This is a genomic window from Pseudomonas sp. NPDC089428, assembly GCF_044749325.1.
Lineage (GTDB): Bacteria > Pseudomonadota > Gammaproteobacteria > Pseudomonadales > Pseudomonadaceae > Aquipseudomonas.
Genome location: NZ_JBIVHT010000003.1, coordinates 386,870 through 409,732, shown reverse-complemented (window position 1 = coordinate 409,732; position 22,863 = coordinate 386,870). Strand labels below are relative to the sequence as shown.

General features: G+C 64.1%; 20 protein-coding genes. 7 read left to right on the top strand and 13 right to left on the bottom strand.

The annotated features are described in order from the left end of the window. Positions 1 to 120: 120 nt before the first annotated feature. Positions 121 to 984: a DNA-binding transcriptional regulator HexR gene (hexR, locus tag ACIPZ5_RS08225; RefSeq protein WP_177326722.1), complete on the top strand. Its 864-nt coding sequence runs from the start codon at positions 121 to 123 to the stop codon at positions 982 to 984. Here hexR and ACIPZ5_RS08220 read toward each other — a convergent pair. From ACIPZ5_RS08220 to ACIPZ5_RS08165, 12 genes are all read right to left on the bottom strand, one after another. Next, entirely contained in the window at positions 977 to 1,831 is an 855-nt protein-coding gene (locus ACIPZ5_RS08220; protein WP_261942851.1) for a D-hexose-6-phosphate mutarotase, read from the bottom strand. The genes hexR and ACIPZ5_RS08220 overlap by 8 nt on opposite strands. A 117-nt stretch (positions 1,832 to 1,948) precedes the next feature. Then, positions 1,949 to 3,292 carry a carbohydrate porin gene (locus ACIPZ5_RS08215; RefSeq protein WP_343598446.1) on the bottom strand — a complete coding sequence of 448 codons (1,344 nt, stop codon included), beginning with the start codon at positions 3,290 to 3,292 and terminating at the stop codon, positions 1,949 to 1,951. Positions 3,293 to 3,333: 41 nt separating this feature from the next. After that, entirely contained in the window at positions 3,334 to 4,488 is a 1,155-nt protein-coding gene (locus ACIPZ5_RS08210) for an ABC transporter ATP-binding protein (protein WP_261942849.1), read from the bottom strand. Positions 4,489 to 4,491: 3 nt separating this feature from the next. Beyond that, positions 4,492 to 5,337, bottom strand: a complete 846-nt coding sequence (locus ACIPZ5_RS08205; RefSeq protein ID WP_400807702.1) for a carbohydrate ABC transporter permease — start codon at positions 5,335 to 5,337, stop codon at positions 4,492 to 4,494. Further along, positions 5,330 to 6,238, bottom strand: a complete 909-nt coding sequence (locus tag ACIPZ5_RS08200; RefSeq protein ID WP_313713680.1) for a sugar ABC transporter permease — start codon at positions 6,236 to 6,238, stop codon at positions 5,330 to 5,332. The genes ACIPZ5_RS08205 and ACIPZ5_RS08200 overlap by 8 nt, the downstream gene beginning before the upstream one ends. A gap of 84 nt (positions 6,239 to 6,322) precedes the next feature. Continuing rightward, positions 6,323 to 7,609: an ABC transporter substrate-binding protein gene (locus ACIPZ5_RS08195; protein WP_400807700.1), complete on the bottom strand. Its 1,287-nt coding sequence runs from the start codon at positions 7,607 to 7,609 to the stop codon at positions 6,323 to 6,325. A 104-nt stretch (positions 7,610 to 7,713) separates the two neighbouring features. After that, positions 7,714 to 8,964 carry an AGE family epimerase/isomerase gene (locus tag ACIPZ5_RS08190; RefSeq protein WP_400807698.1) on the bottom strand — a complete coding sequence of 417 codons (1,251 nt, stop codon included), beginning with the start codon at positions 8,962 to 8,964 and terminating at the stop codon, positions 7,714 to 7,716. 101 nt (positions 8,965 to 9,065) lie between these two features. Further along, positions 9,066 to 10,520, bottom strand: a complete 1,455-nt coding sequence (locus tag ACIPZ5_RS08185; RefSeq protein ID WP_400807696.1) for an ATP-binding protein — start codon at positions 10,518 to 10,520, stop codon at positions 9,066 to 9,068. Then, positions 10,501 to 11,226, bottom strand: coding sequence for a two-component system response regulator GltR (gene gltR, locus ACIPZ5_RS08180; RefSeq protein ID WP_261942843.1), 726 nt, complete (start codon positions 11,224 to 11,226; stop codon positions 10,501 to 10,503). Before gltR ends, ACIPZ5_RS08185 begins: the two co-directional genes overlap by 20 nt. Before the next feature lie 67 nt (positions 11,227 to 11,293). Next, a complete protein-coding gene (locus ACIPZ5_RS08175) occupies positions 11,294 to 12,253 on the bottom strand; it encodes a glucokinase (protein ID WP_400807694.1) in 960 nt (319 codons plus the stop codon). Next, the gene (edd, locus tag ACIPZ5_RS08170) at positions 12,250 to 14,076 is read right to left on the bottom strand and encodes a phosphogluconate dehydratase (protein WP_261942841.1); all 1,827 of its coding nucleotides are present in this window, start codon (positions 14,074 to 14,076) and stop codon (positions 12,250 to 12,252) included. The genes ACIPZ5_RS08175 and edd overlap by 4 nt, the downstream gene beginning before the upstream one ends. Before the next feature lie 15 nt (positions 14,077 to 14,091). Further along, positions 14,092 to 14,343 (bottom strand): hypothetical protein, encoded by a 252-nt coding sequence (locus ACIPZ5_RS08165; RefSeq protein ID WP_343598430.1) that lies wholly within the window; start codon positions 14,341 to 14,343, stop codon positions 14,092 to 14,094. On the opposite strand from ACIPZ5_RS08165, the gene gap reads away from it, so the two are divergent. From gap to ACIPZ5_RS08135, 6 genes are all read left to right on the top strand, one after another. Beyond that, positions 14,342 to 15,343 carry a type I glyceraldehyde-3-phosphate dehydrogenase gene (gene gap / locus ACIPZ5_RS08160; RefSeq protein WP_343598428.1) on the top strand — a complete coding sequence of 334 codons (1,002 nt, stop codon included), beginning with the start codon at positions 14,342 to 14,344 and terminating at the stop codon, positions 15,341 to 15,343. The two genes, ACIPZ5_RS08165 and gap, sit on opposite strands and share 2 nt — an antisense overlap. 207 nt (positions 15,344 to 15,550) lie before the next feature. Further along, positions 15,551 to 16,063, top strand: a complete 513-nt coding sequence (locus ACIPZ5_RS08155) for an RNA polymerase sigma factor (RefSeq protein ID WP_085673511.1) — start codon at positions 15,551 to 15,553, stop codon at positions 16,061 to 16,063. 90 nt (positions 16,064 to 16,153) lie between these two features. Continuing rightward, the gene (locus ACIPZ5_RS08150; protein ID WP_261942839.1) at positions 16,154 to 17,116 is read left to right on the top strand and encodes a FecR domain-containing protein; all 963 of its coding nucleotides are present in this window, start codon (positions 16,154 to 16,156) and stop codon (positions 17,114 to 17,116) included. 125 nt (positions 17,117 to 17,241) lie between these two features. After that, a complete protein-coding gene (locus ACIPZ5_RS08145) occupies positions 17,242 to 19,827 on the top strand; it encodes a TonB-dependent receptor (protein ID WP_400807687.1) in 2,586 nt (861 codons plus the stop codon). A gap of 345 nt (positions 19,828 to 20,172) precedes the next feature. Continuing rightward, complete coding sequence (locus tag ACIPZ5_RS08140) at positions 20,173 to 20,766, top strand: biliverdin-producing heme oxygenase (protein WP_313713667.1); 594 nt, start codon at positions 20,173 to 20,175, stop codon at positions 20,764 to 20,766. A 54-nt stretch (positions 20,767 to 20,820) separates the two neighbouring features. Further along, positions 20,821 to 21,234 (top strand): YbaN family protein, encoded by a 414-nt coding sequence (locus ACIPZ5_RS08135; RefSeq protein WP_261942836.1) that lies wholly within the window; start codon positions 20,821 to 20,823, stop codon positions 21,232 to 21,234. Here ACIPZ5_RS08135 and arcD read toward each other — a convergent pair. Beyond that, on the bottom strand, positions 21,214 to 22,641 hold the full coding sequence (arcD, locus tag ACIPZ5_RS08130; RefSeq protein WP_261942835.1) for an arginine-ornithine antiporter: 1,428 nt from the start codon (positions 22,639 to 22,641) through the stop codon (positions 21,214 to 21,216). The two genes, ACIPZ5_RS08135 and arcD, sit on opposite strands and share 21 nt — an antisense overlap. Positions 22,642 to 22,863: the final 222 nt, after the last annotated feature.

Sequence of the window (22,863 nt, the reverse complement as noted above, 5' to 3'; positions counted from 1 at the left end):
CAAGCGTTACAGACAAGTGGTACGTCAACCGCACCGACAGTACGATAGACGACCGTGCAAAAAGCCTGCTGCTCACACAGCCGGCTGTCTTCCCGACCCAAGGACACACCCATGGACCGCGTGCGAAACCTCCTGGAACAGATCCAGGGACGCCTCGACGAGCTGAACAAGGCCGAACGCAAAGTCGCCGAAGTCATCCTGCTCAACCCACAACAAGCCACCCGCTTCAGCATCGCCGCGTTGGCCCAGGCAGCCAAGGTCAGCGAACCGACCGTCAACCGCTTCTGCCGTTCGTTCGGCGTCAGCGGCTACCCGGAACTCAAGCTGCAGCTGGCGCAGAGCCTGGCCAGCGGCGCCGCTTACGTCAGCCGCGCGGTGGAAGCCGACGACGACCCGGCAGCCTACACCCAGAAAATCTTCGGCAGCGCCATCGCCTCGCTCGACAGCGCCTGCCAGCAGCTTGACCCGCAACAGGTCAGCCGCGCCGTGGACATGATGATCCAGGCCCGGCAGATCCACTTCTTCGGCCTCGGCGCCTCGGCCCCGGTAGCCCTTGATGCCCAGCACAAGTTCTTCCGCTTCAACCTCGCGGTTTCGGCCCATGCCGACGTGCTGATGCAGCGCATGCTGGCCTCGGTGGCACACACCGGTGACCTGTTCGTGATCATTTCCTACACCGGCCGCACCCGCGAACTGGTCGAAGTGGCGCGCCTGGCCCGGGAAAACGGTGCCTCGGTGCTCGGCCTGACCGCAGCCGGTTCGCCGTTGGCCCAGGCCTGCAGCCTGAGCCTGCACATCCCGCTGCCGGAAGACACCGACATCTACATGCCGATGACTTCGCGGATCATCCAGCTGACCGTGCTCGACGTACTGGCCACCGGCATGACCCTGCGCCGTGGTGTGGACTTCCAGCCGCACCTGCGCAAGATCAAGGAAAGCCTCAACGCCAGTCGCTACCCGATCGAGGACGACGAGCTCAACTGAGCCGGTGCGCCTGCAGCCGCAGGTGCGCACGTTGCCCCGGCGCCAGGCTCAGGCCTTGGCCACTGCCACTGGCCGCCTCGACGCAGACGAAACCCTGGCATTCACGGCCGCTGACGCCCATCAGCGGCCGATTGCCTGGGTGCCAGACGACGGTATCGTCGCTGTCGCCAGTGTCGATGCACAGTTCCCGCTCCCAGGCCGGGTCCTGCAACTGCACCCGTGGCGTGCCCGGGTAGACCTTCTGGCAGCCACCCTTGAGCTTGAGCGCGCCATCTTCACGGCAGGCCTGGCGGCTCAGGCGGTCATAGCCTTCGATATCCTCAAGCCCGGACAGCGCTATCTCGGACACGTCACTGATACGCCAGTATGCCAGCAGCGCATGGCTCAGCTGGCAGGGCTCGCTGTCCTGGTGCTCGGTGCTCAGGCTCAATTCCATGCGGCTGCCTAGCCTGGCGTGCAGGTCAACCTGCCAGTCGCACAGGTCCAGCCGCCACTTCAGGCTCACACCCTCCTCGTCTTCGCGGCTGTCCACCAGCTTCCAGTCCAGCAAGCGCGCCCAACCATGGGCGGGCCACAGGTCTTCACTGGGATGGCGACCATACCAGGGCCAACACACCGGCACACCTCCGCGAATGGCGCCCACTTGCGGCCATTGCTCGGCGCACCACAGCCAGGGCCGTTCCCCCGCCGGCTGAAAGTGCAGCAGTTGCGCGCCCTGGCGGCTGAACACCGCCTGGCAACGGGGATGGTCAATGATCAGCACATCGCGCTGCTGGTAACGCTCCCACTCGAATGTCGGCCGGGGCCGCTGCGAGGAAAAGAAGCGATGTAGCGGATGTTCAGGCATGGTTCCAAGCTCTTGTTGTTTGAGATAGCGCTGTCTCGGCCCAACCCCGACAACCACTGCAAGCCAGTGGGTGCCGGGAGCCGAATTTGGATTGGCGTAAATTTACAACAAGTAGGCTTAGAAAGACGACTGAATCTTCAAACCTGCGACCAGCGCGTTGTCCACTTCATCCACACCGCCCGGGCTCTTGATGTACTGCAGGTTGGGCCGCACGGTCAGCCAGTTGGTGACGTGGAAGCCGTAGTAGAGCTCGGCGTTGTACTCGGTGCGTTGCAGCGGCACGAAGCCCGGGTTGTCGTAGTCGTCGATGCCGCTCTGGGCATTGAGCAACTCGGCGCGCTTCTTCACGTCATCGTTCACGTGGATGCGGGCTACGCCAAAGCCGATGTCGTCCTTGGGCCGGGCATCGAAGGCGCCTTTGTAGACCAGGCCGACCTGCTGGTAGTTGTCGACCACGTTGGTGGCCTTGTCGTGCACGGTGAAGTTGGCGAACAGGCTCAGGCCGCGATTGATGTCGCCGCCATGGGCGGTAACCTGCTGCTGCGCCACCACCCACCAGCCGTGCTTGCTCGAGTGCGACTTGAAGGCCTCGCCGGTGAGCGCCTGCGGGTTGCCGTTGACGTCTTCGAACACATCATCGGCCTTGGCCGTGCTGTAGTAATAACCTAGGCGGTATTCACCCGGCAGGTCATTGACCTTGGGCGACCAGACCATCTCCACCGGCAGGATCGCGCCCTTGGTGCCGCTGCCGCTGAGCTTGAAGCCATTGCCGGTCTCCAGGTTCGACGGGTTCTGCTCGTAGGCTCCGACCTGGACGAAGAACTCCGGGGTGATGTTGTACTTGACCCGCAGCGCCCACTGGCTGACCGGCCAGTTGTACCAGATGCCGCCGACCCAGTTGCCCACCTGCGAGCCGCAGAAAGCCAGGTTCTGGAAGTCGCAGGGGAAGCTGTTGAAGTCCTCGCCCTCACCGAAACGGCCGACTTTCACGTCCAGTGCACCGTCGAAGTACTTCTGCTTGACCCACATCTGCGTCAGGCGCCAGGTCTGGCCGCGGCCCCACACTTCCTGCACCGAACTGAACTGCCCGGCGCGCGGGTCACTGATGCGGTCGTTGGACAGGTTGCGGCCACTGCGCTCGGTAATCGCCAGCTTGAACTCGGCATCGTGCCAACCGAGGATCTTCTGCAGGTCCAGGTGCGCACCGAGGGCGAACTGGTCACTGTAGCGTGCGGTCTTGTCGTCGTTGTAGCCGCCATGCAGGTTACCGGCGACCTCGCCGACGTAGTCGAGGGTGAAGTCATAGCCTTTGTCCAGCAGCTCGGTGCGGGTGCCGCCCCAGTCGCCGGTCATCCATTTCGACTCGCTGGAAAATGCCTCGGCAGCCTGCACGCCGCTGCTGCCAACCACGGCGAGCAGGGCCAGTGAACCCAAGGTCCTGATGCGATTGCGCTGTTCCATCCCTTTGCGTCCTCTTTTTTCTTATTGGTGGTGTAGACGAATCAGCGGCCCTTGAAGTGAGCCACATTGTCCTTTACCGCGGTAATGCTGCTGGCCAGGTGCAGACGTTCGCCGCTGTCGGCGTCGAACAGCAGCACCCGCGCCGGGTCGAACTGCAGGTTCAGGCTATCGCCCACCCGACAGGCGACATCTGGCGCCAGGCGGCAGCAGACCTTGGTCTGGTTGAGGGTGACGAACACCAGCAAGTCTGGCCCGGTGGGCTCGGTCACCTGCACTTCGGCTCGGATACCCGGCAGGCCGTTGCCCTCGCCTGCGCCCAGGGCGATCTGTTCGGGGCGAATGCCGAGGATGATCTCGCGGCCTTCGAGGTCATCGTTGGCCGGCCCCAACGGCAATTCGCAGCGCGCCTGGCCACTGTCGAGCAGCGCCAGCAGGCGCCCGTCCTGCTTAGCCAGGCGCACCGGAATGAAATTCATCGGCGGCGAGCCGATGAAGCTGGCGACGAACTGGTTGGCCGGGTCGTTGTAGATCTGCTGCGGGGTGCCGAACTGCTGGATGATGCCATCCTTCATCACCGCCACCTTGTCGCCCAGGGTCATGGCCTCGATCTGGTCGTGGGTGACATACACCGTGGTGGTCTTCAGGCGCTGGTGCATCAGTTTCATTTCGGTGCGCATCTCGACCCGCAGCTTGGCGTCGAGGTTGGACAGCGGCTCGTCGAACAGGTAGATCTTCGGCCGCCGCGCCAGCGCCCGGCCCATGGCCACACGCTGTTGCTGGCCACCGGACAGCTGCGCCGGCTTGCGCGCGAGCAAGTGCTCGATCTGCAGCAACTTGGCCACCCGCGCCACTTCTTCATCGATGGCCGCCTGCGGCATCTTGCGGATCTTCAGGCCGAACTCGATGTTCTCGCGCACGCTCATGGTCGGGTACAGCGCATAGGACTGGAACACCATGGCGATGTCGCGATCCTTGGGGCTCATGCCGCTGACGTCCTGGTCGTCGATGAGGATCGCACCGCCGGTGATGTTTTCAAGGCCGGCGATGCAGTTCATCAGGGTCGACTTGCCGCAGCCCGAGGGGCCGACCAGGATCAGGAACTCGCCGTCCCTGATCGACAGCTGGATGTCCTTGAGGGTGTCCGGCAGGCCGCTGCCGTAGGTCTTGTTCACATTGCGAAGTTCGAGCGTTGCCATGACTTACCCCTTGACCGCGCCGGCCGTGAGCCCGCGGACGAAATATTTGCCTGCCACCACGTAGACCAGCAGGGTTGGCAGGCCGGCGATCATCGCCGCCGCCATGTCGACGTTGTATTCCTTGGCCCCGGTGCTGGTGTTGACCAGGTTGTTCAGGGCCACGGTGATCGGTTGCGAGTCGCCGCTGGAGAACACCACGCCAAACAGGAAGTCGTTCCAGATCTGGGTGAACTGCCAGATCAGGCAGACCATGATGATCGGTGTCGACATCGGCAGGATGATGCGGCGGAAGATGGTGAAGAAGCCGGCGCCATCCAGGCGCGCGGCCTTGACCAGGGCATCGGGAATGCTCACGTAGAAGTTGCGGAAGAACAGCGTGGTGAAGGCCAGGCCGTAGACCACGTGCACCAGCACCAGGCCGCTGGTGGTGCTGGCCAGGCCCAGCTTGCCGAGGGTGAACGACGCCGGCAGCAGCACGGTCTGGAACGGCAGGAAGCAACCGAACAGCAGCAGGCCGAAGAACAGTTGCGAGCCGCGGAAGCGCCACATCGACAGCACGTAGCCGTTAAGCGCACCGATGGCGGTGGAGATCAGCACCGCAGGCACGGTGATCATGATCGAGTTCCAGAAGTAGCCGCTGACCGTGCCCCAGGCCTTGACCCAACCGATGCCGGTGACCACGGTTGGCCAGCTCAGCAGGTTGCCGGTGCTGATGTCTTCCGGGGACTTGAAGCTGGTCAGCAGCATCACCACCAGGGGCACCAGGTACAGCAGGACGGCGAGCAGCAGCACGGCATGGATGGCGACCCGGCTGAGGCTCAGTGCCGGTCTGTCAGTTGGACTATGCATGGCGCTTGCTCCGCAGCTCCGAGTACAGGTACGGCACGAGGATCGCCAGGATCGCCCCGAGCATGAGGATGGCGCTGGCCGAGCCCATGCCCATCTGGCCGCGGCTGAAGGTGAAGGAGTACATGAACATCGCGGGCAGGTCGGAGGAGTAGCCCGGGCCGCCGGCAGTCATCGCCGCCACCAGGTCGAAGCTCTTGATGGCAATGTGCGCCAGGATCATCAGCGAGCTGAAGAACACCGGGCGCAGGCTGGGCAGCACCACGGTCCAGTAGATGCGCGGCAGGCTGGCACCGTCGATTTGCGCGGCACGGATGATCGATTGGTCGACACCACGCAAGCCGGCGAGGAACATCGCCATGATGAAGCCCGAGGCCTGCCACACAGCGGCGATCACCAGGCAGTACACCACCCGGTCAGGGTCGATCAGCCAGTCCAGGCGAAAGCCCTCCCAGCCCCAGTCGCGCAGCAGCTTGTCCAGGCCCATGCCGGGGTTGAGCAGCCATTTCCAGGCGGTGCCGGTGACGATCATCGACAGCGCCATGGGGTACAGGTAAATGGTGCGGATGAAGCCTTCGCGGCGGATGCGCTGGTCCAGCAGCACCGCCAGCAGCACACCAATGGCCAGGCTGATGGCGATGAACAGGCCGCCGAACAGCATCAGGTTCTTGCTCGCCACCCACCAGCGGTCGTTGTCGAACAGCCGGGCGTATTGCGCCAGGCCGGCCCACTTGTAGGTCGGCAGGAAGGTCGAGGTGGTGAAGGACAGGACGAAGGTCCAGAGGATGTAGCCATAGAAGCCCACCAGGACGATGAACATGCTCGGCGCCAGTACCAGCTTCGGAAGCCAGCGCTGCAGCGCGTCCAGGGGGGAGGCCCGCAATTGGGCGGTCAGTGTAGTCATGTTAGCCACCAGGTTAGAGTCAACACATCACCTGTGGGAGCGGGTTTACCCGCTCCCACAGGGACTTCGCCAGCCTCGAGGTGGCTACTTGGCAGCCTTGATCGCCGCCGCCAGCTTCTTCGCCGCATCGGCCGGGTCGGCCTTGGGGTCGTTGATGTAGTTGGTCACCACATCGAAGAATGCGCCTTGCACGGCCAGCGTGGTGGCCATGTTGTGCGCCATGCTCGGCTGCAGGCCGCCGCTCTTGGCGTCGGCAAGGAAGTCCTTGGCGGAGGTCTGGGCGCAGGCATCGAAACCGTACTTGCCCATGTCGGCGAGCATGTCGTTGCGCACCGGGATCGAGCCCTTGTTGATGCTGAAGACCTTCTGGAAGTGATCGCCAAGCACCTTGCGAGCGATGTCCTGCTGGCCGGCAGCTGTGCCCTTGTCGTTCTGCTTGAACACCACCAGCGAGTCGATGTTGTAGAGGAACGCCTTTTCAGTGCCGGGGAACGGCACGCACTGGTAGTCCTTGCCGGCGGTCTTCTTGGCCAGGGTCCACTCGCTCTTGGCCCAGTCACCCATGATCTGCATGCCGGCCTTGCCGTTGATGACCTTGGCCGCCTCCAGGTTCCAGTCCTGGCCCTTGCCGTCCGGGTCCATGTAGGTGGCGACCTTCTTCAGCTCGGTGAGCGCCTTGACCATCTCGGGCCCGGTCAGCGCCGATTCGTCCAGGTCGACCATGGCTTTCTTGTAGCCCTCTGACCCCATCACAGCCAGCACCACGCTTTCGAACACCGTGCTGTCCTGCCAGGGCTGGCCGCCGTGGGCGAGCGGGATGAAACCGGCGGCCTTGAGCTTGTCGGCCGCGGCGTAGAATTCGTCGAGGGTGGTCGGCGCCTTGTCGATGCCAGCCTTCTTGAAGACATCCGGGTTGATCCACAGCCAGTTGATGCGGTGGATGTTGACCGGTACGGCGACATAGTCACCGTCGTACTTAACGGTGTCGGCGACCTTCTTGTCGAGCAGCGAGTCCCACTTTTCTTCCTTGGCAACGTCCTTGAGCACATCGGCATCGAGCAGGCCGGTGGCGGCCCAGTCCTGGATGTCCGGCCCCTTGATCTGCGCGACGCCCGGCGGATTGCCCGCCACTGCGCGGCTCTTGAGCACGGTCATGGCCGTGGCACCACCGCCACCGGCGACAGCGCCGTCCTTCCAGGTGAAGCCATCTTTCTCGACCTGATCCTTGAGCACATCCACAGCAGCTTTTTCACCACCGGAGGTCCACCAGTGCACCACTTCGACGCTGCCTTTGGATTCGGCGGCGCAGACACTGAGCGGCAAGAGCGAGGCGAGGGAGATCGCGGCGGCGAGGCGGAGAGTCGAAGTCATCGGAATACCTTTCTTGTTGTTATGCCGGGCAAGTCGGTCGCTTGCATTGCATGGAGTCTAATCAGCGTGCCCGCTTCGCCAGGTAACGAAGCGATGCGCGAATGTCATCGTTTGGTTACATAACCTGAAACGGCAGTTGCCAGGCTCGGCGCCAACGGCAACCCCGGCAACAGTACCGCCTGATAGGCGTGATAGAGGTCCGGCTTGCCCGCCCAGATGGTCGCGGCAGGCCGGTTGCCCGGGTCGAGTTCGTGATGCCAGCTGCCGGCCGCTCGGTCGATGAAATGGCAGTCGATGAAATCCCAGAAGCAGCGGTACCAGCGCTCATACTGCGCCTCGCCGGTACGGCGCAGCAGGGCTGCCGCACTGGCGCAGGCTTCGGCATGCACCCAGTGCAGGCGCTCGCGCACCACCGGGCGGTTGTCCCAGTCCAGGGTGTAGACGATGCCCTTGCTGCCATCGACGTTCCAGGCATCACGACAGGCGCTGTCGAACAGGCCACGGGCACAGCCCAGCAACCAGTCCGGTGCATGCAGCCCGGCCAGATCGCGAGCCGCTTCCAGATGCAGCAGCAGCCGCGCCCATTCGAATGCATGGCCAGGCGTGGTGCCATAAGGCCGAAAGTGGTTGGCGGGATCCTCGCGGTTGTAGTGCGGCAGCGGCTGCCAGTGCGCGTCGAAATGCTCGACCACCCGAAAGCCGTTGGCGGCGGCATGGGTGTGGATGATGCGCTGGGCGATACGCAGGGCGCGATCGAGCCACAGCGTATCGCCGGTGACATCGGCCAGCGCCAGGAATGCCTCGGTGGCGTGCATGTTGCTGTTGGCCCCGCGATAGGCCTGCGCCTGCTGCCAGTCGCTGGAAAACGACTCGCGCAGGGCGCCCTGCTCCTCGCTCCAGAACCGCGCTTCGAGGGTATGGATGGCATCCGCCAGCAAGCCCTGAGCACCCATGGCACCCGCGACCACCGCAGAGCTTGCGGCCAACGCGACGAAGGCATGCAGGTAGGCAGCCTTGGCGCTGTCGCCCTGCCCTGGCGGGTGAGCGAACCAGCCGCCGTGGCGAGCATCGTGCAAGGCACCGCGCAAGGCGCTGACGCCATGCTCGACCAATGGCAGGCAGCCGGGCACACCCTGAAGATGAGCCAGGGCGAAGCTGTGGGTCATGCGCGTGGTCTGCAGGGTTTCGCTGCCAGCAGCGGACGGCAGGCAACCTTGTGCATCGAGGCAGCCGAAGCCCTCAGGCAACTGCGAAGCCCTGGCAAACGCCAGCAGGCGTTGCCCTTCAGCCTGCAGCCAGGCGGCATGTACGGTTGAACCCAGCCAACTGCCGGGGGCCAGATCAGGGGTATTCATGGGCCAGCGCGTTCCTTGCGTGTGGTCGGTGAAGTCTAGCCAGCCGTCCTGACTGGTATGTCACGAAGGGGGACGGATGTGTCACCAATCTGTGACACGGATCAATCCACGCCTCTTGGTAGATAGAGCGTCACCCGCAAGCCACCTTCGCGCAGGTTGAGCAGGCTCACTTCGCCGCCATGGCTATGGGCGATGTTGCGCGCGATACCCAGGCCCAGGCCATAGCCCTGCTGCTTGCCGGCCAGGCGAAAATGCGGCTCGAACACCTGCTCCATCTGCTGTTGCGGCACGCCGGGGCCCTGGTCATCCACCTGCAGGACAAAGCCCTCGGCATTGTCGATGATGCGCAGGTGTGCCCGCTCGCCATACTTGATGGCATTGTCGATCAGGTTGCCGATGCAGCGGCGCAGGGCCAGCGGCTTGCCCGGGTACGGCGACAGGGCTCGCCCTTCGACGGTAATACGGCCGTCACCCAGATAGGGCTCGGCGAGAATCTCCAGCACCTGGTTGAGGTCGATCGGCTCGATGTTCTCGTGGATGTCGGTGTCCTTCACGCACTGCAGTGCCCCTTTGACCAGCAGCTCCAGCTCGTCGAGGTCCTGGCTGAACTTGGCCTGCAGGCGCTCGTCCTCGAGCAGTTCCACGCGCAGGCGCAAGCGCGTGATCGGTGTGCGCAGGTCGTGGGAAATGGCACTGAACAACTGGGAACGCTCGGTCAGGTAACGGCTGATGCGCTCGCGCATGCTGTTGAACGCCCGCCCCACTTCGACCACCTCGCTGCCGCCGCCCTCGGCCACCGGCGCCACATCCGCGCCCAATGACAGCTCACGCGCGGCGCGGGCCAGGCGCTTGAGCGGCCAGCTCTGCCAGTGCACCAGCAAGCCGATGAACAACAGCAGCAAGGCCGTGGTGAGGACAATGAAGCCGATCTGCTGGCGCGGCAGGCGTTCGCTTTCGAGGCTGGTGTAAGGCTCGGGCAGCAAGGATGCGATGTACAGCCACTCGCCCTGGTCCAGGCGGATCTGGGTCACCAGCACTGGCGGGTTGAGCGGCTCCAGGGTCAGCGAGTAATGGGCCCACGAGCGCGGCAGCTCATCGAGCTTCAGGCCGCTGTTGAAGATGCGCAGGTCATCGGGGGCGACGAATTCGACGGAGATTTCCATCTGCTCGCCCAGGCGTTCGTGCAGCACCTGCTGGAACACGTCGATCACCGCCTGCTTGCGTGGCGTGATGGGCAACACCGGCATGTCCAGCGGCTTGTCGTTGAGCGATACGAAGAAGCGCGTGCCACCCATGCTGCGCAATTGATCGAGTACCATCGGCCGATAGGCCACCGGCAACGAGCGGAAGTAGCTGACGCTGGCACTCATGGAATGGGCCAGGCTCCCGGCACTGGCGCGCAGCCCCTGCAACTGGCTGGCACGCAACTGGGCAACCCAGATCAGGCTCGACAGGCCCTGGGCCAGCAGCACCACGAGCAGGGTCAGCAGCAGCATGCGCCCCAGCAGCGAGCGCGGCAGCAGGCGCCAGCGCCGCTCAGGACGCGCAGCAGACATGGGCAGCCAGCAGGTAACCACTGCCACGCACGGTGCGGATCAGCCGGGGCGGCTTGTCGGTGTCGCGCAGGCGCTGGCGCAGGCGGCTGACCGCCATGTCGACGATGCGGTCCAGCGGCATCGGCTCGCGGCCACGGGTGGCGTTGCCGATGGTGTCGCGGTCGAGAATCTGTTGAGGGTGATCGAGAAACAGCTTGAGCAGGGCGAAGTCGGCCCCGGACAGAATCACCTCTTCACCATCGCGGTGGAACAGGCGGTGGCTGACGGTATCCAGACGCCAGTCATCGAAGGCCAGCACGGCACTGGCTGGCGCGGCCTGGCCGAACTCGCTGCGGCGCAACAGGGCCTTGATGCGCGCCTGCAGCTCACGCGGGCTGAACGGCTTGCCCAGGTAATCATCGGCCCCCAGTTCCAGGCCGATGACGCGGTCGGCTTCATCGGAGCTGGCGGTCAGCATGATGATCGGTACTCGCGACTGGCGCGGGTGCTGGCGCACCCAGCGGCACAGGCTGAAGCCGTCTTCGTCGGGGAGCATGACGTCGAGGATCACCAGGTCGCAGTGGGCGTTTTCCAAGGCGCGGCGAAAACCCTGGCCGTCGGCTTCGCCGTGGACCTGGAAGCCGGCGCGGCTCAGGTAGGTTTGCAGCAGTTCACGAATTTCCTGATCGTCGTCGACCATCAGGATCGATTTTCCGGCAGTGCTCAAGGTATCCCGCCCTCTTGTTGTCGCAGGTCTTTTCGCCTGCTGGCACGGTGCAGCCTGTTCGAGAGTATCAGTGATCCAGGGTTTGCTGCAGTGCCACACCGGCACCGAGCAGGCCAGAGAACTCGGCTGTCACCAGCCACACCGGCACGCCCGCGAAGTAGCCACTCATGCAGCCCTTGTCGGCAAAGCTGGCGGCAAAACCGCTGCGCAGGAACAGCTCGGCAAAGCGCGGGATCACGCCGCCGACAATGTACACCCCGCCGCGTGCGCCGAGGGTCAGCACATTGTTACCAGCCACGCGCCCGAGGAAGCGGCAGAACTGCTCGATCACCGCCTGCGCCCGTGGTTCGCCGCTCAGTGCCGCATCGGTGATCTGCGCCGGGGATGTGTGTCTGGGCGTGTCGCCGTCCAGCGCGCACATGGCCTGATACAAGCGCACCAGGCCACCACCACTGAGAACGGTCTCGGCGCTGACGTGGCCGATCTGGTCGTGCATCTGCTGATGGAGCGCCGCCTCGCGGGCATTGCCCACCGGCAGGTCGACATGCCCACCCTCACCCGGCAGCGCCAGCCAGTGCTGCTCGCCCAGGCGCAGCAGACTGCCAACGCCCAGGCCAGTACCCGGGCCGATCACCAGCGCGGGCCGCGTCGGGTCCGCCTGGCCTGCGCAGACCTCACGATACTCGCCGGGTTGCAGCCGGGTCATGCCCAGGGCCTGGGCAGAAAAGTCGTTGATCAGCAGCAGCCGCTCGACCTGCAAGGTCTGGCAAAACGCCTTGTGGCTCAGCCGCCAGTGGTTGTTGGTGAAACGGAACTCATCACCATTCACCGGCCCGGCCACCGCCAGGCACACCGCGGCAAGGCCGCCACGGGCAATACCCTGGCCTTGCAGGTAAGCCTCGATGGCCTGTTCCGGGCTGGTGTAGTCCGCCGTGGCGAAGACCTGCACCTGGCACAGCTGGTTGTCACGCCACAACGCAAAACGGGCATTGGTGCCACCGATGTCGCCAACCAGCAGGTCCTTCATTTGAGGTTCTCCAGGGCCGAGGTGAAGGCGCTCGCGCCCTGCTCTGCCGGGCTGAACGCCATGCGCATGAAGCCGAACAGTTCACGGCCGCAGCCCAGGTCGTTGCCCTGGGGCGCGGGCGGCAGCTCACGGCTGGCCAGCTCTTCTGCCGACACCATGACCCGCAGCGTGCCTTCGACGCCATCGACCCGCACGATATCACCATCGCGCACGCGTGCCAGCGGCCCACCATCGAACGCTTCGGGGCAGACGTGGATGGCCGCCGGGATCTTGCCCGAAGCGCCTGACATGCGCCCGTCGGTCACCAGCGCCACCTTGTAGCCACGGTCCTGCAGCACGCCCAGGAACGGCGTCAGCTTGTGCAGCTCGGGCATGCCGTTGCAGCGCGGGCCCTGGAAGCGCACCACGGCAACGAAATCGCACTCCAGCTCACCGGCCTTGAAGGCATCGGCCAGCGACTGCTGGTCATGGAACACCCGTGCCGGCGCCTCGACCACCTGGTGCTCAGGCGCTACCGCCGAGACCTTCATCACGCCACGGCCCAGGTTGCCTTCCATCACCCGCAGGCCGCCTTCGGCCGAGAATGGCCGCGCCACCGGGCGCAGGATGCTCTCGTCCAGGCTCTGCTGCGGCCCTTCGCGCCACACCAGCTTGCCGTTGTCGAGGAACGGCTCCTGGGTGTAGCGGCGCAGGCCGTGGCCAGCGACGGTGTTGACGTCTTCGTGCAACAGCCCGGCATCGAGCAGTTCACGGATCAGGAAGGCCATGCCGCCCGCAGCCTGGAAGTGGTTGATGTCGGCCTTGCCATTGGGGTAGACGTGGGACAGGGTCGGCACCACTTCGGACAGGTCGGCCATGTCCTGCCAGGTCAGTTGGATGCCGGCCGCCTGGGCGATTGCCGGGATGTGCAGGGTGTGGTTGGTCGAGCCGCCAGTAGCGTGCAACGCCACGATGGAGTTGACCAGCGCCTTCTCGTCGACGATCTCGCCCAGCGGCATGAAGCTGCCACTGGCCTTGGTCATGCGCGTGACCTGCTGTGCTGCCTCGGCGGTCAGGGCATCGCGCAGCGGGGTGTAAGGGTTGACGAACGAGGCACCTGGCAGGTGCAGGCCCATGACTTCCATCACCAGCTGGTTGGTGTTGGCAGTGCCGTAGAAGGTGCAGGTGCCGGGGCTGTGGTAGGACTTCATTTCCGACTCGAGCAGTTCCTCGCGGCTGGCCTTGCCTTCGGCATAGCGCTGGCGCACGTCGGCCTTCTGCTTGTTGGAAATGCCGGAAACCATCGGCCCGCCCGGAACGAAGATGGTCGGCAGGTGGCCGAAGCGCAGCGCCCCCATCATCAGGCCGGGGACGATCTTGTCGCAGATGCCGAGCATCAACGCTGCGTCGAACATGTTGTGCGACAGCGCTACCGCCGTGGACATGGCGATCACTTCGCGGCTGGCGATAGCCAGTTCCATACCCGGCTCGCCTTGAGTCACGCCGTCGCACATGGCCGGCACGCCACCGGCGAACTGGCCGACCGAGCCGACCTCGCGCAGGGCCTGCTTGATCTGGTCAGGGAAATGCAGATACGGCTGGTGCGCCGAGAGCATGTCGTTGTAGGCCGAGACGATGGCGACGTTGGCCGCGTTCATCAAGCGCAGGGTCTGCTTGTCCTCGGCGCCGCAACCGGCCACACCGTGGGCGAAGTTGGCGCATTGCAGGCTGGCACGCATGGGGCCGTCACTGGCCGCGCCACGAATCAGCTGCAGGTAGCGTTCGCGGGTGGCACGGCTACGTTCGATCAGCCGTTGGGTGACCTCAAGGATGCGCGGATGCATGTACTGGACTCCAGGCTAATTGTAAGGGCGGTTTACCGGGCATTTCCCCTCCAAACGATTGCGGCCTAGGCTCATGGTAGAGGGGGCGGCAACATCGGGGGAGGCACTGCGCCCAACCACTCGTTGTATATTTAAACAAAATACTGCCATCAAAAAGGCTTGTTTTCTATCGGCCAGTGAATAATCTTGTAATTCCAACAACAAAACCGTTTCAGTGAAGCGCTTTTTTGCCACAGGTTTCACTCGGACCGCCAGAGGTACTGCCATGACCCTACGTATCGCCATCAATGGATTCGGCCGCATCGGGCGCAATGTATTGCGCGCACTGTATACCCAAGGCTACCGCCAGGACCTGCAGGTCGTCGCCATCAACGACCTGGGTGACAGCGCGATGAACGCACACCTGCTCAAATATGACAGCGTGCACGGCACCTTCGATGCAGTGGTCGAGGCCGACCATGAAAGCCTCACGGTCAATGGTGACCGTATCGCGGTCAGTGCCATCCGCAACCCGGCCGAACTGCCCTGGAAGGCCGAAGCGATCGACGTGGTCTTCGAATGCACCGGGCTGTTCACCGACCGCGCCAAGGCCGCCGCACACCTGGCTGCTGGCGCCAGCAAGGTGATCGTCTCGGCACCGGGCAAGGGCGTCGATGCCACCGTGGTGTACGGGGTCAACCACGATATCCTGCGGGCTTCGCACCAGATCATCTCCAACGCCTCGTGCACCACCAACTGTCTGGCGCCGATCGCCCAGGTGCTGCACCGCGAGTTCGGCATCGAACAGGGGCTGATGACCACCATCCACGCCTACACCAATGACCAGGTGCTGACCGACGTCTACCACAGCGACCCGTACCGCGCCCGTTCGGCCACCCAGTCGATGATCCCGAGCAAGACCGGCGCCGCCGAGGCCGTGGGCCTGGTGCTGCCGGAACTGGCCGGCAAGCTCACCGGCATGGCCGTGCGCGTACCGGTGATCAACGTGTCACTGGTCGACCTTACCGTCAACCTCAAACGCGAGGCCACCGCCGAGCAGGTCAACCAGCTGTTCCTCGAAGCCAGCCGGCACTCCAAGGTGCTCGGTTACAACGCCCTGCCGCTGGTGTCTTGCGATTTCAACCACAACCCGCTGTCGTCGATCTTCGATGCCAACCATACCCGCGCCAACGGGCGGATGCTCAAGGTGCTGGCCTGGTATGACAACGAGTGGGGGTTCTCCAACCGCATGCTGGACAACTGCCTGGCGTTGGCCAGCGCGCGCTGAGGGCTCCTCCTGGCTGTAGGTTTTTGGCGCCTGTGAAATCGAGCGCCGCGCGGGCGGCGCTCGATCTCACAGGCGCTGAATATCTCCAGACATCCCCATCCAAGCCCCCACAGCTCACAATCTTTACCTTTCCCTAACAATTCCCAGCTTGACCTGAGCGCAAGATGATAAGCATTATCATTAACCTTTCGTCGGCCAGGTCCCCCCGTGAGTCAGTCCCGGTTCAACTCCGTCTTCCTCGTCCAGCGCCTTTCCCTGCTGCGTACCCTGCAACGCATGGTGGGCAACCCCAGCACGGCCGAGGACCTGTTGCAGGAAACCTACCTGCGGGTATCCCGCGCCTTGGGTGAACGGCCCATCGAACACCTCGAGCCGTTCGTCTTCCAGACCGCCCGCAACCTTGCCCTGGACCACCTGCGTACACGGCGGGTGCAGTCGCGCATGCTGGTCGACGATGTGCCTGACGAGGTGCTGCACAATGTCGCGTCCCCGCTCGGCAGCAGCGAGGACGCCGCCCACGCCGAACAACTGCTCAAGCACCTGAGCGTCAGCCTCAACCAGCTGACCGAACGCCAGCAGCGTATCTTCATCCTCAGCCGCCTGCACGGCGCCAGCTACCTGGAAATTGCCGAGCAACTGCAAGTCTCGGCCAGCACGGTACAGAAGGAACTGAAACTGATCATGGCGATCTGCATGGGCGTGGCCGACCGCCTCAAATGAGCCGACCGCCGGCTCGCCGAATGCGCCGTAGCCCTTGCCATGCTTCGCCCCAGCCTTGATCATTCGCAAAAATACCTGCAAGGACCCACCGTGACCGACAGCCCCGTCACTCGCCCGCCAGCCACCGGGCCCGACGCCCGCGCCCGTGCGCTGGACGAGGCGCTGGACTGGCTCGTGCGCCTGCAGTGCGCCAGCGAGGCCGACACCCTGGCCTTCGAGCAATGGCTCAGCGCAGCGCCTGAGAACGCCGAAGCCTATGTCGAGGCCGAAGCCCTGTGGAACGGTACCCCGCTGCGCCAGGCCGCCCTGCACCTGCACCAGCATCAGCGCCGCTCGTTGCGCGGGCGCCTGCGTGCACACTGGAAGCCACTGGCGACCGCCGCCGTGCTGCTGGTCGGGCTGTTCACATTTGGCAACTTGCCGGTGCGCCTGCAGGCGGACCACCTGACCGTGGTCGGTGAGCGCCAGCGCCTGGAGCTGGATGACGGCGCCAAGGTCCTGCTCAACACCAACTCCGCTTTCGCCAGCGACCTGCAGGGCGGGCGCCAGGTCGCGCGCCTGCTGCAGGGCGAGGCGTATTTCCAGGTGCCCGGTAGTGCCCAGCTGCCGCTTGAAGTGCAGGCAGGGCCAGTGCGCGCACAGGTGCGCGACACCGATTTTGCCGTGCGCTACCTCGACGGCGAGGCGCAGGTTCGCGTGCAACGTGGCGACGTCGACTTGCAGGCCGCCAGCAACCAGCGCATCCGCCTCAGTGCCGGCGACAGCATCAGTGTTGGCCCGCAGGGCTTCGGCCAGCGCCAACGCCCGGACATGCACAAGGACCTGGCCTGGGTCGATGGCCGCCTGGTGTTCGAGAACTGCCCCTTGAGCCAGGTATTGGCCGAAGTGCGGCGCTATTACCCCGGCTGGATCATCAACCGCAACGACCACCTCGACGACATGGCGGTGACCGGCAACTACCGCCTCGATCAGCCGCTGGAAACCCTGCGCGCCCTGGCCCACATCACCTCGGCGCAACTGCACGAGTTCCCCGCCGTGGTGATCATCAACTGACCTACAAGTTTTTTTACGCGATCGCGCAACCCCGTCCGTCTCGTTATAGCCAATGCAACTGATTCTTGTTTGAAAACAAGAACGGTCATCACCTATAACAGTTCGCGCGTCAGGGAGCGCTTTCGATGTCCACAGGTCCAACTCGCCCGTCCACCCTTCCCCGCCGTACCGGTCAGCTGTCCCTGCTGACGCTGGCGCTGCTCGCCACAGGTACCTTCAGCCTGCCGGCGCTGGCCGCCGAACCTGCTCAGGCCAGCAGCCCGCGCATGGGCGACTACCGCTTCAGCATTGCCCAGCAGCCTCTGGTCGAGGCGATCAACGCCTTCAGCAAGGTCACCGGCTGGCAGGTCGGCTTCAGCGCCGAACTGGCCGACGGCGTGGCGTCGCCTGGCGTTCAGGGTTCGCTGCCGCCAGACGCCGCCCTCAAGCGCCTGCTCCAGGGCACCGGCCTGGGCTTTCGTAAGATCAGCAACGGTAACGTAGTGCTCGAACGCCAGTCGGCGGGCAACGTCATCGCCCTGCAGCAGATGACAGTCAGCGCCACCCGTAGCGCCCAGGACGTGAGCCAGGTGCCGAGCACCGTGACCGTGCAGACCCGCGAGCAACTGGACCGGCAGAACGTCAACAACATCCAGGAGCTGGTCCGTTACGAACCGGGTGTATCGGTGGGGGGCACCGGCCAGCGCAGCGGCCTGAACGGCTACAACATCCGCGGCATCGACGGCGAGCGCGTCCTTACCCAGGTCGATGGCGTGTCGATCCCCGACAGCTTCTTCTATGGCCCCTACGCCCAGACCCAGCGCAACTACGTCGACCCCGAGATCGTCAAGCGTGTGGAAATCCTCCCCGGCCCGGCATCGGTGCTGTACGGCAGCAACGCCATCGGCGGCGCAGTGAGCTACTTCACCCTCGACCCGGACGACATCATCAAGCCCGGCAAGGACGTCGGTGCACGCCTGAAGACCGGCTACAGCTCGGCCGACGACAGCTGGCTGACCTCGGCTACCGTGGCTGGCCGTACCGGCGATTTCGACGGCCTGCTGCACCTGAGCCAGCGCAATGGCCACGAGACCGACTCCTACGGCAGCCATGGCGGCACCGGCCTGGCACGCACCGAGGCCAACCCGGAAGACGTGCGCACCACCAACGTGCTGGCCAAGCTGGGCTGGAACTACGCCGACGATGCCCGCCTGGGTTTCACCTACGAGCGCTACAAGGATGACCGCGACCAGAACATCCTCAGCGCCGTCGGCGGCCCGTTCACCAACGGCACCGGCCTGGGCATGTACCGTAGCCGCATCGGCAACGACACGGTGACCCGCGAGCGTTTCGGCATCAACCACGAGTTCGGCCTGGATTCGCTGGTCGCCGACCACGTCAAGTGGAGCCTGAATTATCAGGTCGCCAAGACCGACCAGAGCACCGAGGAAGTCTACTTCCCGTTCAGCCGCACCGTGCTGCGCACCCGCGACACCACCTACAAGGACCGCCAGTGGGTGTTCGACGCCCAGCTGGACAAGGCCTTCAGCATCGGCGCCACCGATCACCTGCTGACCTACGGCACCACCCTCAAGCACGAAAAGGTCACCGGCTCGCGCAGCGGCACCGGCACCTGCCTAGCGGTCGGTGGCACCTGCCGCACCATCGGCCAGGTCAGCACCAGCGACGCCCAGGCGCTGGTCAGCGACTTCCCGGATCCGACCGTGAACACCTACAGCCTGTTCGTGCAGGATGAGATCCGCTGGAACAACTGGACCTTCATGCCCGGCGCACGCTACGACTACACGCGCATGGAGCCGAAGTTCACCGAGGAGTTCCTGCGTGGCATACAGGGTTCGGGTACCGCTCCTAGCAGCCTCGACGACTCGGACAAGAAGTGGCACCGCGTCTCGCCCAAGTTCGGCCTGACCTACGCCTTCAACGACAACTACACCTGGTACGGCCAGTACGCCGAGGGCTTCCGTACCCCGACCGCCAAGTCGATGTACGGGCGCTTCGATAACCCGACCCTGGGCTACAGCGTGCAGGGCAACCCCGGGCTCGAACCGGAAAAGAGCAAGAGCTACGAAACCGGCCTGCGTGGCAACTTCGACGCCGGCAACTTCGACGTGGCGGTGTTCTACAACAAGTACCGCGACTTCATCGACGAAGACGCCGTGCAATCGGCCAACCTGGAAACCACATTCCAGGCCAACAACATCAAGCACGCCACCATCAAGGGCGCCGAGATCAAGGGCCGCCTGAACCTCGACCACTTCGGTGCGGCGCAGGGCCTGTACACCCAGGGCTCGATCGCCTACGCCTACGGCCGCAACGATGACAATGGGCAGCCACTGAACAGCGTCAACCCGCTGACCGGCGTGTTCGGCCTGGGTTACGAGCAGCCGAACTACGGCGGCCTGCTGAGCTGGACCCTGGTCAAGCGCAAGACCCGTGTCGACGACACCACGTTCTTCGCACCGGACGGCCAGAGCTCGCAGTTCCGCACGCCCGGCTATGGTGTGCTTGACCTGAGTGGCTTCTACAAAGTGACCGACGACGTCACCGTCAACGCCGGGTTGTACAACCTGACCGACAAGAAGTACTGGCAGTGGGATTCGGTGCGCGGCTACGACGGCCAGGGTGAAGCAGGTGTGACCCAACCGGCCAACCTTGATCGCCTGACCATGCCGGGGCGCAACTTCGCCATCAATGTGGTGTGGGATATCTGACGGTACGGTTTGAGGATTGTTGCGCCTGTTAGACCGAGCGCCGCCCGCGCGGCGCATCGCGGATAAATCCGCTCCTACATTTGTTGCAACGTGGCCACGCCTGACAGGCCACGGTTGTCAGCGGTTTGCAAGACTCAAGACATGCGCCAGGGCGGGCAACCATGGCGTAACAGGTTCGGCACGTTGCAACAAATGTAGGAGCGGATTTATCCGCGATGCGCCGCGCGGGCGGCGCTCGATCTCATAGGCGCTGCAGAACTCAGCATGAAAACCCAGTTTTTTTACTGTTACCACCCCGCTGTTTCGTCTTGTCACTAGACGCCCTCATTTACCAAGGACACACCCATGACCGACCGCCCAGCCCTGCGCTCGCAACGCCTGAACCAGGCCACCCACGCTCCGCACAGCGAACTCGACGCACTGGTCAAATCCCACGCCCCCTTCGACAGCCGCGAAAGCTTCGCCCGCTTCGTCGTCGCCCAGTACCTGTTCCAGGCCGAACTGCAAGCGCTGTACAACGACCCGCAACTGATCGCCATCGTCCCCGACCTGGCCGAGCGCTGCCGCGCCGAACAGGCCCGCCTGGACCTCGCCGACCTCGGCAGCGAAGTGCCAGCTGCCGTGCCCGGCGCGCTGCAGAACCCAAGCCTGGGTGAGGCAATGGGCTGGATCTTCGTGTCAGAAGGCTCCAAACTTGGCGCAGCGTTCCTGATCAAGCGTGCCGTGGCCCTGGAATTGTCCGACAGTTTCGGTGCCCGCCACCTCGGCGAGCCGGCCGGTGGCCGTGCCGAAGGCTGGAAGCAGTTCACCCGTATCCTCGATGGCCTGGCGCTGTCGCCCGAGGAAGACGCCGCCGCCGAGCGCGGTGCGGTTGCCGCCTTCGAGCGCTTCACCGAACTGCTCAAGCATGCCTACGCCGCAGATGCCGCGCTGGCCTGATACGCACCAACCGGCCACCTTCCCGGTGGCCGGACGTTTTTGCGCAGTGAGAACATGACCCGACCCGCCCGCTCGAAACTGTCCCGCCTGCTGTATGGCATCCTGGCTTACGTGAGCTTGGGGATAGGCCTGGTCGCCATCGTCATCCCCGGCCTGCCGACCACCGAGTTCATCCTGCTGGCCGCCTGGGCCGCAACGCGCAGTTCACCGCGCCTGTCCGCCTGGCTGGAGAACCATCGTCTGTTCGGGCCGATTCTGTACAACTGGCGCAACGGCAAGGTGATCCAGCGCCGTGCCAAGGTCAGCGCCACCATCAGCATGCTGCTTTGCGCCGCACTGATGCTGATTTTCCTCGAACACCACTGGCCGGTGTTTCTGGCGATTGCCGGCATGACCCTGGGCAACCTGTGGATCTGGTCACGCCCGGAACAGCCCTGCCCCGCTGTGTCACAAGCTCAGCAGCCCTGAGTACAGCAGGTAGGCCGCCAGTGCCGCCCCCGCCAGCACTGCCGCGAAAATCAGCTTCTCCCAAGTGGTGAACAGGGTCTGCCCTTGTTCATGCTTGGCCCGGGCAAACAGGATGACGCCTGGGGCATACAGCAGCGCCGACAGCAGCAGGTACTTGAGGCCGCCCGCGTACAGCAGCCACACCGCATACAGCAGCGCCACAGCCGCCACCAGCAGGTCCTTGCGCCGCAGCCCCGCCTGCCCTTGGTAACTCTCCCCGCGCCAGGCCAGCAACACCGCATAGGCCGCCGACCACAGGTAGGGCACCAGAATCATCGACGAGGCGAGATAGATCAGGCTGGTATAAGTGCCTTCTGAAACCAGGGTAATCAGCAAAAAGCCCTGGATCATGCAGTTGGTCAGCCACAGGGCATTGGCCGGCACATGGTTGGCGTTTTCCTTGGCCAGGAAGCGCGGCATGGTCTTGTCACGTGCCGTGGCATAAAGAATCTCCGCGCACAGCAATGCCCACGACAGCAAGGCACCGAGCAGCGACACTGCCAGGCCAATGCTGATCAGCAATGCCCCCCAAGGTCCGACGATATGCTCCAGCACCGAGGCCAGCGACGGATTCTGCAACCCGGCCAGCTCCGGCTGGGTCATCACCCCGAGCGACAGCACGTTGACCAGCACCAGCAGCGCCAGCACCCCGAGAAAGCCGATCACCGTGGCCTTGCCAACGTCGGAACGACGCTGCGCCCGCCCGGAATAGACACTGGCGCCCTCGATACCGATGAACACGAACACCGTGACCAGCATCATGTTGCGCACCTGGTTCAGCACGTTGCCGAACTGCGGATTGCTCAGACCCCAGATATCACGGGTGAAGATATCGGCGCGGAAAGCAAAGGCGGCGATGACGACGAAGATCAACAGGGGCACCACCTTGGCCACGGTGGTCACCTGGTTGATGAACGCCGCCTCCTTGATGCCACGCAGCACCAGAAAGTGCACCGCCCACAGCAGCAGCGAGGCGCAGCCGATGGCAATCGGCGTGTTGCCTTCGCCAAACACCGGGAAGTAGAAGCCCAGGGTGCTGAACAACAGCACGAAGTAGCCGACGTTGCCCAGCCAGGCACTGATCCAGTAGCCCCAGGCCGAAGAAAACCCCATGTACTCGCCGAACCCGGCCTTGGCGTAGGCGTATACCCCCGAATCCAGCTCAGGCTTGCGGTTGGCCAGGGTCTGGAACACGAAGGCCAGGGCCAGCATGCCCACGGCGGTGATCGCCCAGCCAATCAGCACGGCGCCGACGTCGGCACGCGCTGCCATGTTCTGCGGCAGCGAGAAGATCCCGCCACCAATCATCGAACCGACCACCAGTGCGATCAGTGCACCCAGACGCAGCTTTTGTCCCGGTTCGCTCATGGGGCTCCCTTTTTTCCGTGCTGTCATGCGTTTGCAACAGCCATGGTGGCCATATAGATGCTGTTACTTATATGGCCAAAACCATTAAACCTATAGCATTAATAACCACAATGTCTATCGCCATGCCTCTGTAAAAACTAGCAGCTGCCAAGCAACTAGAAAAGAAACTGATAAAACTCGAAATTCTTGTGAAAAATTTGCGAAAGCGACAAAAGCGGCTAG

What these genes read in the sequence shown, in the direction of transcription:
- gap (WP_343598428.1), top strand. Translation starts at nt 14,342, where the DNA reads ATGACCCTACGTATCGCCATCAATGGATTCGGCCGCATCGGGCGCAAT.
- ACIPZ5_RS08140 (WP_313713667.1), top strand. Translation starts at nt 20,173, where the DNA reads ATGACCGACCGCCCAGCCCTGCGCTCGCAACGCCTGAACCAGGCCACC.
- ACIPZ5_RS08215 (WP_343598446.1), bottom strand. Translation starts at nt 3,292, where the DNA reads ATGGAACAGCGCAATCGCATCAGGACCTTGGGTTCACTGGCCCTGCTC.
- ACIPZ5_RS08165 (WP_343598430.1), bottom strand. Translation starts at nt 14,343, where the DNA reads ATGGCAGTACCTCTGGCGGTCCGAGTGAAACCTGTGGCAAAAAAGCGC.
- ACIPZ5_RS08200 (WP_313713680.1), bottom strand. Translation starts at nt 6,238, where the DNA reads ATGACTACACTGACCGCCCAATTGCGGGCCTCCCCCCTGGACGCGCTG.
- ACIPZ5_RS08220 (WP_261942851.1), bottom strand. Translation starts at nt 1,831, where the DNA reads ATGCCTGAACATCCGCTACATCGCTTCTTTTCCTCGCAGCGGCCCCGG.
- edd (WP_261942841.1), bottom strand. Translation starts at nt 14,076, where the DNA reads ATGCATCCGCGCATCCTTGAGGTCACCCAACGGCTGATCGAACGTAGC.
- ACIPZ5_RS08205 (WP_400807702.1), bottom strand. Translation starts at nt 5,337, where the DNA reads ATGCATAGTCCAACTGACAGACCGGCACTGAGCCTCAGCCGGGTCGCC.
- ACIPZ5_RS08210 (WP_261942849.1), bottom strand. Translation starts at nt 4,488, where the DNA reads ATGGCAACGCTCGAACTTCGCAATGTGAACAAGACCTACGGCAGCGGC.
- ACIPZ5_RS08175 (WP_400807694.1), bottom strand. Translation starts at nt 12,253, where the DNA reads ATGAAGGACCTGCTGGTTGGCGACATCGGTGGCACCAATGCCCGTTTT.
- arcD (WP_261942835.1), bottom strand. Translation starts at nt 22,641, where the DNA reads ATGAGCGAACCGGGACAAAAGCTGCGTCTGGGTGCACTGATCGCACTG.
- ACIPZ5_RS08145 (WP_400807687.1), top strand. Translation starts at nt 17,242, where the DNA reads ATGTCCACAGGTCCAACTCGCCCGTCCACCCTTCCCCGCCGTACCGGT.
- ACIPZ5_RS08185 (WP_400807696.1), bottom strand. Translation starts at nt 10,520, where the DNA reads ATGTCTGCTGCGCGTCCTGAGCGGCGCTGGCGCCTGCTGCCGCGCTCG.
- ACIPZ5_RS08190 (WP_400807698.1), bottom strand. Translation starts at nt 8,964, where the DNA reads ATGAATACCCCTGATCTGGCCCCCGGCAGTTGGCTGGGTTCAACCGTA.
- ACIPZ5_RS08135 (WP_261942836.1), top strand. Translation starts at nt 20,821, where the DNA reads ATGACCCGACCCGCCCGCTCGAAACTGTCCCGCCTGCTGTATGGCATC.
- ACIPZ5_RS08195 (WP_400807700.1), bottom strand. Translation starts at nt 7,609, where the DNA reads ATGACTTCGACTCTCCGCCTCGCCGCCGCGATCTCCCTCGCCTCGCTC.